At 56.9% G+C, this 14640-nt stretch carries 8 protein-coding genes; 4 read left to right on the top strand and 4 right to left on the bottom strand.

The window, feature by feature from the left end; translation table 11 throughout:
• Window positions 1-303 (top strand): dihydrodipicolinate synthase family protein (locus Q0072_RS14885; RefSeq protein WP_298331581.1); only part of this gene is annotated, 303 nt, incomplete at its 5' end.
• A gap of 302 nt (window positions 304-605) precedes the next feature.
• Here the strand turns inward: Q0072_RS14885 and Q0072_RS14880 are convergent.
• Entirely contained in the window at window positions 606-2621 is a 2016-nt protein-coding gene (locus Q0072_RS14880; RefSeq protein WP_298331580.1) for a glycoside hydrolase family 97 protein, read from the bottom strand.
• An 88-nt stretch (window positions 2622-2709) separates the two neighbouring features.
• Here Q0072_RS14880 and Q0072_RS14875 point away from each other — a divergent pair, with 88 nt between their 5' ends.
• A complete protein-coding gene (locus tag Q0072_RS14875) occupies window positions 2710-4215 on the top strand; it encodes a glycoside hydrolase family 27 protein (protein ID WP_298331579.1) in 1506 nt (501 codons plus the stop codon).
• 55 nt (window positions 4216-4270) lie between these two features.
• Here Q0072_RS14875 and Q0072_RS14870 read toward each other — a convergent pair whose 3' ends face one another.
• Window positions 4271-6586 (bottom strand): prolyl oligopeptidase family serine peptidase, encoded by a 2316-nt coding sequence (locus Q0072_RS14870; RefSeq protein ID WP_298331578.1) that lies wholly within the window; start codon window positions 6584-6586, stop codon window positions 4271-4273.
• Between the two features lie 24 nt (window positions 6587-6610).
• Complete coding sequence (locus Q0072_RS14865) at window positions 6611-7153, bottom strand: hypothetical protein (RefSeq protein WP_298331577.1); 543 nt, start codon at window positions 7151-7153, stop codon at window positions 6611-6613.
• Between the two features lie 177 nt (window positions 7154-7330).
• Here Q0072_RS14865 and Q0072_RS14860 point away from each other — a divergent pair, with 177 nt between their 5' ends.
• The gene (locus Q0072_RS14860) at window positions 7331-8848 is read left to right on the top strand and encodes a tryptophan halogenase family protein (protein ID WP_298331576.1); all 1518 of its coding nucleotides are present in this window, start codon (window positions 7331-7333) and stop codon (window positions 8846-8848) included.
• A gap of 745 nt (window positions 8849-9593) precedes the next feature.
• Here Q0072_RS14860 and Q0072_RS14855 read toward each other — a convergent pair.
• Complete coding sequence (locus Q0072_RS14855) at window positions 9594-12371, bottom strand: TonB-dependent receptor (RefSeq protein WP_298331574.1); 2778 nt, start codon at window positions 12369-12371, stop codon at window positions 9594-9596.
• A gap of 371 nt (window positions 12372-12742) precedes the next feature.
• Here Q0072_RS14855 and Q0072_RS14850 point away from each other — a divergent pair.
• Window positions 12743-14640: glycoside hydrolase family 127 protein (locus tag Q0072_RS14850; RefSeq protein WP_298331572.1), on the top strand; the 1898-nt coding region annotated here is incomplete at its 3' end.

Raw genomic sequence — 14640 nt, 5'->3', positions numbered from 1 at the left:
TGGGTGTCCGGCCTGACCTCGGCCTTCCCGCACGAATCCGTCATGCTGGTCAAGGCGCTGGAAGCCGGTGACACCCGGACGGCGCTGGAAATCTACCGCTGGTTCCTGCCGCTGCTGCATCTTGATGCCGAGCACGATCTGGTTCAGTCGATCAAGCTGGCTGAGCAGGTCATGGGCCGCGGCTCAGAGCGCGTGCGTATGCCACGTCTGCCACTCATCGGTGAGCGCCGCGCCCAGATCATCAAAATGGTCGAAGACGCTGCGGCCTCGCGCCCGTCGCTGAGCATCAACAAGGCGGCGTAAGCCCCCATCTCCAGACAACTCACTGCCCTCTTTACCCCTACTCCCTTCAACAGGGCGTGGGGTTTTGGCTTGTGTGGCTCCTGACAGAGCGCAAAAAAAAAGCGCCCACCGCAGATTGATACGCGGTGGACGCTTAAGGTGGGCGGTTCTGAACGCGGGAGGGGGGGTACAAACGTGCCAAACCGCCGTTGGTAAGCCGGGCCCGGAGCAATGATCGCCGGAGAACGTCGTCATTCCGGCCCCGCACCCTCTAAACCATTCTCAGGCGATCGCGTCAAGTATATATTATACGATTTTTGCCATTATTTGTCTGTTTTATTGGGCTTGGCGCGTTTTACCGGACTTAAGATAACCGTCGCCCCACCCGATGGGGCCAGAGTCAACGACAGGGATTGAGTGCGATCGGTTTTGGCCTCAGACGTCACCAGTTGCGTCGGCGTAGCGCCATCCTGCCACAGGCGCGCCTGATGGGCCCCCTCTTTGAGGAAATCGAGCGGCAGGCGGATCGTGCGCCCCTCTTCATTGGTCATGGCCCCGATGTACCAGTTCTCCCCCTTGCGACGAGCCGTGACGATGAATTGACCGATATCGCCCTGAAGAACGCGGGTTTCGTCCCAGCTCACCGGCACTTTCTGGATAAAATCCACCCCGTCTTCCCAGCTTCCGTCAGTCTTTTTATAAGCCTGCGGGGCATCCGACACCATGACCAGAGGGCTGTCATAGACGACATACATGGCCACGCCATGACCACGGGTCGTCTGGGTCTGAGGGCGGTTTTCGTGGATCACAAAGGTCTGCGTCGTGCGGTTGACAAAGCCGCCCGGCGTATAGTCAATCGGGCCCAAAATCATGCGCGTGAACGGCAGGGTGACATTGTGGGTGGCCGTGATGCGGCTTGTCCACTTGTTGTATTCCGCCCCCAGAACGCCTTCCTGAGTGATATAGTTTGGATAGGTCCGCACCAGTCCGTTAGGGGCATAGGCCCCGTGCAGATCAACCAGAAGCTTGTGCTGAGCGGCCGTGGACAAAACGCGGTGGAAGTAATCGACAATCTCCTGATCCGAACGGTCCATGAAGTCGATCTTGACGCCTGCAACGCCCCATTTCTCATAGGCGGCAAAGGCTTCGTCCAGTTGCCAGTCGAGTTGCTGCCACTGCAACCAGATCATCACGCCGATCCCGTTCGCCTTGGCGTATGTAAGGATGGCGGGCATATCGACAGCCGCAATCGGCTTCGTGACATCCGATCCCGGTTTCGGACGCGTCGAAGACCCCGTGTACCAACCTTCGTCGATCAGGATGTAGTCAAGACCCATGCTTTTGGCAAAGTCGATGTAGGCCTTATAGGTTTCGGTATTGATGCCAGGATTGGCGACTGGCGCATTAAAGCCGTTCCACCAGTCCCAGGCGCTTTTGCCGCCCTTGATCCAGCTTGTGTCGGCGATTTTCGACGGTGCCGCCAGCGTGGCCACAAGGTTTGAGGCCACCAGATCGCGAGCACTGTCGCCCAGCATGACCACGCGCCACGGCGTCTTAAAGTCCTCTTTGGCGGCTGAAATCCTGGCCACATAGGGCCTGATCATATCGGCATCAAGGCGCGGCGGCAGTTGCACCGCCACCCCCAGACCACTGTCGCCCTTGCGCGTATAATAACTGGCCGGAAAGTGGGTTACGTCCGACTCAGCCAGAGCAAAGGTCGTCTCTCCAGAGCCCGTCTTACAGACCAGCGGCGAGTCGAACAGATTATGCTCACGGATCGCTGACGCCTTGACCGGGTCAAACTCGCCTTCGTGGGCGTTGTGATACTTACCGAGGTTCAGCCCCCAGCAGTCGTAATTTGCAGGAAAGGCAAACTCGGTGCGCTCCCCATAGATGCCCACCTCGGCATATTCGGCCTGTGCGGGCAGGACATAACGGACCGCGGCTCCGGTATCATAGGCGCGCACCACCACATCCAGTCGGCGCGGACCATTAGCTTCGCGCAGGCTGAGGGTCAGTTCACGGTAGTGGTCCGGGGCAGTAGCGGCCTTACCAACAACGATCGAATAGACCTCATTGACCTCACGAGTGCGGCTTTCGGTGACAACGAAGCCTTGATTGCCGAACCCCTGAAGGTCCGTGCGCAGCCCCAGTGCCGACGGGGCGATGATGGTCTGGCCCTTATAGGCGAGGCTCCAGCTAGGCAGCCCGTTTGTCGATTTGTCGAGGGTAATTTTCACCTGCCCATCGGGAGAGACCGCCTCATAGGTTTCGGCCCCGGCAGAGGTCGCGACAGCGGTTGCCGTCAAAGACAGCAGAAGAAGCAGAGAACGATGCACGTGAGACCCCTAGCAGTATGGACGAAATGGCGAAAAGAATATACCGTATACGAAAAAGCCTTGTAAAGCCACGAACGGAGCCCTTGTGATGCGCAAACGATTTTTAGGTCTATCTGTGGCGTTCACCCTGTTACTGCCCGTGTCTCAGGCTCTGGCGAAACCGCCAGAGGGCGGCTGGGTTTTCGACAGCTCACCCGACTATCCGGATTTTACGCGTGTCATCATCAAAGAGACAGGCGGTAAGCTGACGGGGGTGATCACCTCCCGCTGGTATGGCGACCTGCCTATGCAGGATCTGCGTGCCGAAGGCGATACCCTCGTCTTCAAAATCAACAACGGCAATCCGCGCGTGACCCCGACCGACATCGCCATCAAGGCCGAGGGCATGTTGATCCGCATGACCGGCAAACTGTGGTATCAGAGCTTCAACCTCACCGCACACAAGGGCTCAAAGCGTGAACTGAAGGCCCTCGATTTCCCCACCTATCCTTTGCCGCCCCACCGCATCGTCCCGCAAAAAGCCTTGGCGCCGACCCCACCTATGGGATGGAACTCGTGGAACAGGTTCAATACCGATATTGACGATAAGACCGTTCGTGAAATTGCCGATGCACTGGTCAGTAGCGGGCTGAAGGATGCAGGCTATGTCTACGTCAATATTGATGACGGCTGGCAGGGGAAGCGTGATACCAATGGCGTGCTACAGCCCAATGCCAAGTTCCCAGACATGAAGGCACTGGCCGACTACGTCCATTCCAGAGGTCTGAAGATCGGCATCTATTCCTCGCAGGGACCGAAGACCTGCGGGGGCTATGAGGGCTCGTACGGCCATGTCGAACAGGACGCGCGCACCTTTGCCGACTGGGGTATCGATTATCTGAAATACGATCTCTGCTCTGGCGAGGCCTTTTACCATACCAGAGAAACCGTCTACGCCACCTATCAGCAGATGGGCGAGGCGCTGGCGGCGACCGGCCGCGATATTGTCTTCAGCCTGTGCCAGTACGGGCGTTTCGATGTCGGATCATGGGGGCGTGACGTCGGTGGCCACCTGTGGCGCACCACAGGCGATATTGAGGACAATTACGCACGTATGGCGTGGATCGGTTTTGATGCCAATGGCAAGCCCAATCACACCGGTCCGAATGGCTGGAACGATCCGGACATGCTCGAAGTCGGCAATGGCGGCATGACAACGGATGAATACAAGACCCATATGTCGCTGTGGGCCCTGATGGCTGCGCCGCTGCTGTTGGGCAATGACGTGCGCAGCATGACCCCCGAAACCGTGGCTATTCTGAGCAACCGTGATGTCATCGCCATCGATCAGGACATAGCCGGTGTGCAGGGGCTGCCGGTGAAAAAGGACGCTACCCACGAAATCTGGACCAAAAAACTGAGTGACGGCGCCACCGCCGTCGGCCTGTTCAACCGCTCTGACAGGCCGATCACCCTGTCGGGTGAATGGGCGCAGATAGGACTTGGCGGCGCGTCCGAAGTGCGTGACCTGTGGACGCACACCAATACCCGTTCAGACAAAGCTTACAGCTACACCCTCCCCGCTCACGGTGTGGTCATGCTCAAGGTGCGGTAGGGTCCACACCGCACCCCGACCCCACATCATCCGTGTGGGCCGGGGTGGGTAGCATCTACTTGACCTCGATCAGGTACTGGTAGAAATAGCCGGTCAACCGGTTCCAGTAGTAGGGCTGGTTCACATTGTGCGGTGTGTTAGGCAGGATGACCAGATCGTGCGGCTTGCCCGCCGCGGTCAGAGCCGCCGACAGGCGCAAGGTGGCGGCCACCGGCACGTTGTCATCAATGTCGCCATGAATCAGCATCAGATGCCCTTTCAGATTACCCGCCACCGAGATATTGGAGTTCTTCTCCCACGTGGCGTCGTCGGCATTGCCCATGGTGGTTTCCGGCCACCACGCCTTGTCCAGCCTCAGATCGTGATTGCCAGATGACGCCACGCCGACCTTATAAAAGTCAGGACGTCTGAGAACGAACCGCGCCGTGTCATAGCCACCGGCCGAACCGCCATAGACACCGACGCGGTCCAGGTCGAAGTACAGGTACTTCGCTTTCATAGCCTTCAGGACTCGGATATGGTCGTCAATCCCGACCTCACCCAAATTCTGCCACGCGGGCATACGGAAGGCCTTGCCACGCTGAGAGGTCCCCTTACCGTCGATAATGACGACAATCGCCCCGAACTGCGCCAGCGCCGCCAGATTTGTGGGGACATTGCCGCCATAGGTTTCGGCAAAGCGGTGCGTCGTTGGCCCCGTATAGACGTTCTCGATTACGGGATAGGTTCGGGTCGGGTCAAAATGGGCCGGACGATAGATGGTGCCATAAAGCTTGGTCTTGCCGTCTTCGGCCGTCGTTTCAAACACTTCGGGCAGGGTGAAGCCCGCAGCCAGCAGGGCGGAATGGTCGGCGCGCCCCAGTTCAAGCACGATCACACCGTCCGACGCGCGGCGCAGGACGGTGCGCGGTGGTTCTGAGGGGGTGGACATGCGATCGATGATCCACTCTCCGTCTTCGGAGACGGTTGTGTCGTGATCCAGCGGTTCCGGTGTCAGATTGACGATCTTCCCGTCGAGCATAACCTTGTACAGACTGCGGAAATAGGGATTTACGCCGGTTTCCCGACCAATACCTGTGATCAGGATCGGCCCGCCCTTGGCCACATGCGAAATGCTGGTTACCTCCCACTCGCCCTTTGTCAGGGCCTTACCGCCGGAAGGATTGTCACCGTTCTGCAGGAAATAGAGTTGCGCCCAGTTGCTGCGCTCGGAAATGATCAGATAACCGCCCAGTTCGGGGGCCGCACGCATAGCCGTAGACGTCACATAGACGTTTGGTGACAGGGCTTCGCGCACCCGCACCTGTGTCTTACCCGTGGCGGGATCCGCCTCAAAAAGTTTGACCTCGGTATAGCCGCGCGCCTGCCATTCATAGACGATCTTCCCGGCCTCGTTGAACCACAGGTTCGGGTCCCCTGGCCACAGCAAGGACTGCGCGGGCAGGTCCGGCAGGGTCAGAGCAGGCTTTCCTTCAAGTGCCTTCGCCGCGTCGATGACCACCGGATAGACCTGCGGCACGTCCTTCGCACCCGCGTTTGGGTAAACGTAGCTGAACGTGCGCGGGAAGTGGCTGCCCGGCGGATTGGGCTGAACCGCGTGCCAGATATAGCTGCCGTTGCGATCCAGACGATAGGTCAGAAGCCGCTTGGAGTCGCCCGACCACTGCACAGACACGCGCATGTCGGGCGTTTCAGAATTGGCGGCCACGATGTCACCCAGTTGCGGATAGTTCTGGCCATAGCGGCGGTCATAAACGCCATCCGTAGTCACGGCCGTTTCGCGGCCCGTCGCCACCTCAACCAGCCACAGATTGTAGTTACGTGAAATGACCCGATACTTACCATCGGGCGAAAGGACACCCGTCTCTTCCGGGACCCTCTCGGCGGCGGAAAGCTTGCCTGTGGTTCGCTCATAGCGCCATTCGCGACCGGCCGCATAAAAGGTCAGGATGTCTTTGTCCCTGTCATATTGCGAGGGCGAAACCTCGATGCCGCCGTCAGTCTTTAGACCCTGTGCCGCCAGAAGTGGGGTCAGCGTGGCCTCCGTGGCCAGTTCGCTGACTCCCGACGTTTTCAGATCCACACGCCAGATGCGCCCTGCCCCTTTTGCGCCGGTGCGATAAATCACGCCCTGACCGTCGGCCGTAAATTTGGCGCGCAGATCGAGGTCCGTGATCAGCGCGCGGACATTGGCCGCTGAAAACCGCTCCGCCTGAACGCGCGCACTGGTGGGGACACCAAAGACCTCACTGACGGCAGTTGGACCTGAAGGGGTGGGCACCGTCTGAGCAGGGGCCGCAACCGGCAAGGCAAAAGCACAAAGCGCCGCAACCGACGCAAAGGCGGTCAGGCGCGAAGAACGCAAAGACATGAGTAATTCCTTAGAGGATAGAAGTCATTCGACGATCGAAACGGTAACGGTAAGCTCGCCGGCATTGTCGGCAAAAATATCGTCGTTCAGACCAAATTGCAGCTTTTCAGCGTTGGCCGGCACGGTTACCTCGAAGGCCTCACCTACCGAAAATGGCCGGGCAATCAGATGACCTTTGGCGTCGGTAAACACCCCGATCAACGCATTGAGGTGTACGGGGTAGGACGCCGGATCAATGAACCGCGCGGGAAAGATGGACCCCGAACCGCCCACCTGATCGGTAGCGATAAAGGAGTCCTGACCGGCAGGGCCGAATTGCAGGCCGCCGGGAATGGTCGAAGTGCCACCTGTGGCCGTAATCCGCAGGGTTTCTCCGACCGCAAACTTCAACCCCTTCACTTCGACCGGCTTTGTGCCGTCATTGCGACCGAAAGGGATGTTTGGATTTGCCTTCTGGCTCCAGGGCATGGACGTACCCGGCACCGTAACGGTGACCGGCTCAGCCGCCTCAGAAGCCGGACAGAAGATGAGTGCACACCCTGTGATCAGACTTGCTAACCGCTTCATGGTTTGTACCCATTCCCATTTTTGTTCCGTAAGGCAGCCCACCGATACCTCCTGCCGACGAGAGGAAGCCATGAAACGGAGATTATGTCAAATACGTTATACGATATACCGAACGATTGACAGTCATGTATCAGAAGGCTCATAGTGGGCGGGTTCGACTGCATCGGAAATAAAGCCATGAACGTCAAAGGTATATACAGGCTGGTCATTGTGGGCGGCGGGACGGCAGGCTGGATGGCCGCCGCGGCCCTGCGCCGCAGTTTCTCCGCCCTGCCCTATACGGTGACGCTGATCGAGTCGGACGAAATCGGTACAGTCGGCGTGGGCGAAGCGACGATACCGCCGATGATCCAGTTCAACGAGATGCTGGGCCTTGACGAAAACGCCTTTATGAAGGCGGTCAACGGCACGTTCAAACTGGGCATTCGCTTCAAAGACTGGTCAGCACCGGGCAGTGACTATTTCCATCCGTTTGGCGTCTATGGCGTTGATATGGGTGGTCTGAACTTCAACCACTACTGGATGCGCTACCAAAAGGCCGGCGGCTCTGCGGATTTTGGCCTGTTCAATCCGCAAACCCTGGCCGCGCGTGCCAACCGTTTCGGGCGAATGAAGGAGATCAACCCCAACGTCCCCGCGGTCAATTACGCCTTCCATTTTGACGCCTCCCTTTACGCCCGCTACCTGCGCGAAGTCTGTGAGCAGCGGGGGGTGGTGCGCCGTGAAGGCCGCATTACCGAGGTGCAGCAAAACCCGGACAATGGCGATGTCACCGCCGTTGTTCTGGCCAGCGGTGAGCGTATTGAGGGGGACCTGTTTATCGACTGCTCCGGCTTCCGCGGCCTGTTGATCGAACAGACACTCAAAAGCGGTTATGAAGACTGGTCCAAATGGCTGCCCTGTAACCGCGCCGTGGCCGTTCCGTGCGATAAGGTCGATCCGCTGACGCCCTATACCACATCCACGGCGCGCGAAGCCGGATGGCAGTGGCGCATCCCTCTTCAGCACCGCACCGGCAACGGCTATGTCTTCTGCGACAGCTATCTGAGCGAAGAGACGGCCTCGGACCTGCTCATGCAACGCCTTGATGGCAAGGCACAGGCCGAGCCGCGCGTGATCCGCTTCCAGACCGGCCACCGCAAGCAGATGTGGAACCGCAACGTCATCGCCATGGGTCTGGCCTCAGGCTTTCTGGAGCCACTGGAATCGACCTCCATCTGGCTGGTGCAGGAAGCCATCGCCACGCTTCAGCTTTATTTCCCCAGAGGCGGCATCACCGATACGGCCCGCGCCTGCTTCAATCGGGCCATGCTGGACGCCTATACCAACGTCAAGGACTTCCTGATCGCCCACTATAAGGTGACCACGCGCGAAGACACGCCGTTCTGGGCCTATTGCAAGCATATGGACATTCCCGACAGCCTGCAATTCCGCCTCGACAGCTTCCGCGAACACAATCAGCCGCTGATCCGCCCGCAGGAACTGTTCAAGGAGGCAAGCTGGTTTGCGGTGCTCGCCGGGCAAGGCCTGATGCCGCAGTCTTATCACCCCGGAGCGGATCTGATGCCCGAGGATGAATTCCGCTGGCGGATGCAAAAGGTTCGCGAAGGTACGTCCGGTCTTATAAATATGATGCCGGGCCACGAAACCTATATTGCAAAGGCCTGCGCTTCTCCTCAGTTCGTCAACGTCTAAAGTTTTATCCCAACCTTTGGTGTAATCGGGATAGGGGCCGGTCAGGCTGACCGGACCCCTCCCACACCACCCGGCATGCGGGTCCGCACCGGGCGGTTCGAAGAGTTGAGGTCTCACTACGCCCACTTGATCCCGTCGCGTGCAGTCGGTTTCATTGCTGTCGACTGTCTGACAAGGCTTCACCTTGCCATCAGCCGACCGCCCCACTTGCGTGAGCATCTGATGCAGTACCTTCCACATCGACGGGGAGCAGACACTCCCCTTCGTTCGGCCCTTCAAGATGGCTACGCATCTTTACGATGGCCTTTGCTGACTTCTCGCTCCGCTTCCGTCCGCAAGGCCTTTCTCGTCACCCTTTCAGGCACAAGGCGATATCTCCCCAGGTAAGAACGCTCTCCGTCACTGCACGACCGCAGAATTTACGCCACTTCCCCTTGATCACGAAAGCTTCGCGATTACGTGCCCGCTCGCCTTGGGTTACAGCGCCTCATATCCTGTTCTTGTTCATCGGCCCGCAGCTTCGCTCCACGCTTCCTCCCCACATTCGTTAGCCATCATGCAGTTGCGCTTCACTTCGTTCGCTGTGATCAACTTACGGTGGGACTTACACCCACAAGAGAACGCCCATGCTGGGCGCACACGAAAAATCCCCACTGCTTCCAGTGGGGATTTTCTTTGCGATCAACCCGGGAATCGAAGCGGGTTTCAATGTGTCGAATCGAAATCCGGTTCAAGCGGGTCAGGATCAGTAGCGGAAACGGGCACCGATCTGAATAGTCCGGGCCTGAACACGCAGCCCCATCGGGACGAGGTTGTCTTCACCCCAGTACCGCTTGGTATTGTTTTCAAGCAAGTTGGTGCCTTCAACACTTAGCGTCAATTGACGGATGGGCGTCCATGTGAGAGACGCATCGAGGCGTGACGTTGGATCGACGTAAAGCGAGTAACGTCCCTGATCGTAATCAAGCACCGCGCTGTCACGGTACTTATCACGGTAGTTATAAGCGATACGCGCGCCTAATTGTGGCGTTTCATAATACAGCGCAACATTGTAGGTATATTTGGAGTTGCCCACAGCGTTGTAGTCGCCGAGCCCCGTATCATTAAGGTAGGGATAGAGAATCTCTGCCTTGTCGTTGTAGGTGGCATTCAAGCTGGCCCCAAAGTTCGCCCACTTGCCCGGTAAAAAGTCGAAGAAACCCTGAGCGGCAAATTCATAACCCTGGAATTCACCCGGACCCGCGTTCACCGGCCGGTCCACAGTCCAAAGCCCTTCATAGCCTGGAACTGGTACATTCACCTCATGCACCCACGTGATGAAGCCGTCAGGTTTCTTCAGATAGGTCGCTAATGACACTAGGCCAGAGCGTCCAAAATAGTATTCAAGTGATGCGTCGTAGCTGGTTTCGTGGTTTGGCAAAAGAGCCGCATTACCACCCCATCCACACCGGCAATCATTGTTGAGAGACATCCAAGACGTGGCCTCTCCGAAACCGGGCCGCTGGACATTCTCGGTATAGGCCAAGCGCAACTGTAGCTTAGGCGTGAAATGAATGACGGCTGTCGCACTGGGTAGCGCATCCGAGTAGTCAATGGGGGCAACGACAGGCTTTGCGGTCGGAGAGTTTCGTGTGGTGCTGCTTCCCCAAGTGTGTGTGTTGCGGACCCCGATCACACCATCGACTGGAATACTGGCGATATTGAATCCATAGGTGAATTGCGCATACACAGCTGCGGTTTTTTCAGTTGCTTCAAATGAGCCAAACCCGGTTTCTGTCGTCACAACAGAATCGCCCCAACCGCCCGAGCCCCCTGAACCTGACACTTTATTCGGATCTGTGGCATAGGCACGGATGGCATCAAAATTGTCGATGATGCTGTTAAGATTCAGACGATACCAGGTAGGAGAGTCAAAGCCTGGCACTTTGATGGAGACAGCGTCAAGGGCATTGCCGCTAGGAAAGTTCGTAAGCTTGACGGCTTTGGCACCTACGAAATTCGCAAAGCGATAGCCGTAAGCGCGACTGGTCGAACGATCGCTGTGCCGCAGACCAAACTGAAAGTTTCGGAATAACTTGTCATCGCTGGCTCGATAGCTTGCATTGGCCTGCCAAACAACCTCTTCGCTCTCTTCAAAGCTCTTGCCATTCTCAAACTCACGCATAAAGTAACTGCTTGAGTCAGCAAGGTTGACGCCCGTGTATTCAACATACGGCGCACCTTCGATCGTCTTATCCGAGTCCATGTCCACGTAGAACGAAGTGGCATTGGTGAAGCGAATGGTTTGACGGTACCACTGCATATCTGTGCGGTTATCATCCTTGTACACACTCGCGTTCAGGTTCCAGCGATCTGTATTATAATTGACTTCGAAATTGAGACGACGATTTTCATTGGTGATAGCCTGATCGTTTGCCCACGGACCGATTGGCAGATCAGTGCCCGAAAACGTTGCTGACTTAAGCGAACGACCGTCCGGCATGAGTGTGATATTGGATATCTTCACATTGGCAATGTCCTTCAGGCGTGCCTCCAGGACATCCATCTGACGATGCTCTTCCGAATCAAAGCCGGATGCTTCAACGAGGAAACTGAGCTTGTCGTTTACCTTCCACTGCAAGGCTGCGTTGTAAGAGGGACGCTCGACAAATCCGCGTTCAACGCCGTAGCGCATCTTATAAACGCCTACGATTGTCTTTTTATCCGCAGGCAGGGCCGCAAGCTCGGCGCCCCAGAATTCACGTGGCGTTTCATTTTCGATATACTGTTCGCCATAGTTGTTTTTCTGGTACGAAAGATTTAACAGAAACCCGAACTCACCGGCATCCGTCAAAAAACGATTTGCAACCAAAGCGCTGTAATACGGGCTCTCGGTGTCGCCAACATTACTATAAACACGGCGGGCACTGCCGGCAAAGGTCCAGCCTTTCGGCAGATCAAGGGGACGACGTAGATCAACATTCACCGTTCCGGCAATGCCGCCTTCTACCTGATCCGCCGTTCGCGTTTTGTAGACCTGTACGGATTTCAAAAGTTCCGCTGGAATATCATTCAGCGATGCGGCACGCCCTGTCCCGGAAGACGTAGCATTTCCGTTCAGGGTTGTCTGAATGTCTGTCATGCCTCGGATAGCGACACTGCCGCCTTCACCACGCTCACGGGTAATCTGGACGCCGGTCACCCGTGAAATAGCCTCAACAACGTTGTTATCCGGAAGCTTGCCGACATCCTCCGCATCGATCGCTTCAAGGATCTGCCCCGCTTTTCGCTTCTTTTGAGCGGCGGATTGCAAGCTCTTGCGCAGGCCCTTGACGATGACGACGGTTTCCTTGTCATCATCAGCCTGAGGTGTTGTCGGTTTGTCATTTGCGTTCTGCGCCAGCGCGGGCGTGCAGTACATAACTACGGCCAGCCCGGTTGCGGCCAGCATCCACTTTTTTGTGTTGAACGGGTGCATTTTCGTAAATCCTAACCACACGACGCGGTCCCCTGACAGCGCGTCTCGGTGGAGAGAGTTGGACATGAAAAATCACTCCCGTCAAAAATATTTTATACGATATACCTATGTTCCGTGACGATTTTATAAAAACAGACAATTACTGTGCTTTTTCGGCCACAATTGCCCTCACAAGGCAAATCCCCGACAACGCCCATCAAACGAAAATTTTATCAAAATAAATCAAATATTTGAAATTTTGATTGTCAGTTCAAAAGAGGTGAAATGAAATCCGCAGCGAGACAATCGCCCTCGCAAGTCTTGTTTTATGTCCGATTATTTGATACTTTGTATACCATATACCCGACGGGCTACGGTCTGGCAGATACGGCTTCGCCGCTTTTTTATTCAACGCTCGCGGCATTTGGAAGTGACTCCACCTGCCCCAGGACTCAGACATGACCTTAAAGATCGCCTTTACCCGTCGCGACACTCTGACAAGCACAGCGGCCCTGTTGGCGGGTATATCAGTATCCGACCGGGCTGGGGCCAGCGGCACATACGATAGAGTGACGTCGTTACCCCTGTCCGATGTCCGCCTGCTGCCATCCCCTTTCAAAACGGCAGTGGACGTCAATGAAGCCTATCTGCTGAACGTCAATCCCGACCGCCTCTTGCACAATTATCGCAAATTTGCAGGCCTGACGCCCAAGGCTGAGCCTTACGGCGGCTGGGAGCGCGACACGATTGCCGGTCATAGTCTGGGACATTACCTCTCAGCGATTTCGCTGATGCATGCTCAGACTGGCAACGCCGCACTTAAGCTTCGCGCCGCCTATATTATTGATGAACTGGCCTTGATTCAGGGCGCTCACGGCGACGGCTATGTCGCGGGTTTCACCCGCAAGCGCAAGGACGGCAGCGTCGTTGATGGCAAGGAGATCTTCCCGGAAATCATGGCCGGAGACATCCGCTCGGCTGGCTTTGATCTGAACGGCTGCTGGGTGCCTCTCTATAACTGGCACAAGCTCTATGGCGGTCTGTTCGATGCCCAGACCTTCTGCGGACATGACAAGGCGCTCACCGTAGCGGTCGGGCTTGGTGTTTACATAGACAAGGTCTTCCGTGCGCTGACCGATGATCAGGTTCAGACCGTGCTTAACTGCGAATTTGGCGGATTGAACGACTCGTTCGCCGAACTTTACCGACGCACGAAAAACCCGCGCTGGCTGGCCCTGGCTCAGCGCTTTCACCATAAGCGCATCATCGACCCACTCACCGCGGGTGAAGACAGACTGGCCAATAACCATGCCAATACGCAGGTGCCCAAGCTGCTGGGCGAAGCGACCCTATACGAGGTCACTGGCGACGAAAACAACCGCAAAGCCGCCAGCTTTTTCTGGGAACGGGTCGTCAATCACCACTCCTATGTGATCGGTGGCAATGCCGATCGGGAGTACTTTTTTGAGCCCGACACCATCTCCAAACACATAACCGAAGCAACCTGCGAGCACTGCAACACCTACAACATGCTCAAGCTGACGCGCCATCTTTACGGCTGGAAGCCGGATGCGCGCTATTTCGACTATTTTGAGCGCGCGCACTTCAATCATGTACTGGCCCAACAGAACCCGAAGACGGGCATGTTCAGCTATATGACACCACTTTTCACCGGGGCGGCGCGCGGGTTTTCTGATCCGGTCGATAACTGGACCTGTTGCCATGGCTCAGGGATGGAAAGCCACGCTAAACACGGTGAATCTATCTTCTGGCAATCAAGCGATACCCTCTTCATTAATCTTTACATTCCAGCCACCGCCAGATGGGCCGCCAAGGGCGCGCACCTGCGACTCGATACCGGCTATCCCTATGACGGGAATATCATTTTCAGCCTTCCGAGCCTTCGCCGACCGACAAAGTTCAAACTGGCCTTGCGTGTCCCCGCCTGGGCGAAAAGCGCCGACCTGACGCTGAATAACAAACCAGTCAAGGCTACGAGGGATGGCGGCTATCTGGTCATTGATCGGGTCTGGGCGGCGGGGGACACGGTCAGGCTTTCCCTGCCGCTGGATTTGCGTTTCGAAGCCACCCGCGACGATGAAAAGGTGGTGGCCGTGCTACGAGGGCCGTTGGTGCTGGCGGCGGATCTGGGGGGCGTCGAAGAGGACTATAAGGCGGTGGAGCCGGCTCTGGTGGGTGACAACCTGCTGACAGGCTTCAGGCCCGTCGCGCTGGAAAAAGCACAGTTTCGCACCAAGGGCATTGGCCGCCCGGCGGACATGACCTTCGTGCCCTTTTACGCCCAGTATGAGCGTCGCAGCGGGGTCTATTTCAAACGCTTTACAGAGGCGCAATG

The organism is Asticcacaulis sp., assembly GCF_027484505.1.
Taxonomy (GTDB): domain Bacteria; phylum Pseudomonadota; class Alphaproteobacteria; order Caulobacterales; family Caulobacteraceae; genus Asticcacaulis.
Note: the sequence above shows the minus strand (reverse complement) of the source record. Positions and strands in the feature narration are given on the sequence as shown.

What these genes read in the sequence shown, in the direction of transcription:
- Q0072_RS14855 (WP_298331574.1), bottom strand. Translation starts at nt 12,371, where the DNA reads ATGTCCAACTCTCTCCACCGAGACGCGCTGTCAGGGGACCGCGTCGTG.
- Q0072_RS14865 (WP_298331577.1), bottom strand. Translation starts at nt 7,153, where the DNA reads ATGAAGCGGTTAGCAAGTCTGATCACAGGGTGTGCACTCATCTTCTGT.
- Q0072_RS14870 (WP_298331578.1), bottom strand. Translation starts at nt 6,586, where the DNA reads ATGTCTTTGCGTTCTTCGCGCCTGACCGCCTTTGCGTCGGTTGCGGCG.
- Q0072_RS14875 (WP_298331579.1), top strand. Translation starts at nt 2,710, where the DNA reads ATGCGCAAACGATTTTTAGGTCTATCTGTGGCGTTCACCCTGTTACTG.
- Q0072_RS14860 (WP_298331576.1), top strand. Translation starts at nt 7,331, where the DNA reads ATGAACGTCAAAGGTATATACAGGCTGGTCATTGTGGGCGGCGGGACG.